Source organism: Mesorhizobium sp. M1E.F.Ca.ET.063.01.1.1 (genome assembly GCF_003998155.1).
In the GTDB taxonomy this organism is placed as follows: Bacteria; Pseudomonadota; Alphaproteobacteria; order Rhizobiales; family Rhizobiaceae; genus Mesorhizobium.
On the sequence record NZ_RZSC01001553.1, the window covers coordinates 1 to 491 of the forward strand.

1 protein-coding gene is annotated in these 491 nt (G+C 59.7%); it reads left to right on the forward strand.

Annotated features, from left to right (window positions below):
• Nucleotides 1–491, forward strand: a 491-nt coding sequence (locus EOA29_RS39735) for an ABC transporter transmembrane domain-containing protein (RefSeq protein WP_245468855.1), incomplete at both ends; no start/stop codon positions are given.

Sequence of the window (491 nt, forward strand, 5' to 3'; positions counted from 1 at the left end):
TTCGTCACCTGATGGCGTTGCCGATCGCATATTTCCAGACACGCCGCGTGGGGGATTCGGTTGCACGCGTCCGCGAGCTCGAAAATATCCGCCAGTTCCTGACGAGTTCGGCGCTCACGCTTGTCATCGATCTCGTCTTCACCGTCGTTTTCCTTGCCGTGATGTTCTATTACACGACCTCGTTGACGCTGATCGTTCTGGCGTCGTTCCCATTCTACATCGGCATTTCCGCGGGGGCTGCGCCACTGTTTCGCCGGCGCCTCGATGAGAAATTCGATCGCGGCTCGGAGAATCAAGCTTTCCTCGTCGAGACCGTCACGGGCGTCGAGACGCTGAAGGCCATGGCGGTCGAGCCGCAGATGCAGCGCCGCTGGGAGGAGCAACTCGCCGCCTATGTGACCGCAAGCTTTCGCGTGCTGAGCCTGAACAATACTGCGAGCCAGGCGGTGCAGCTGATCAACAAGCTGGTCGTCGCCGCAATCCTGTACTTC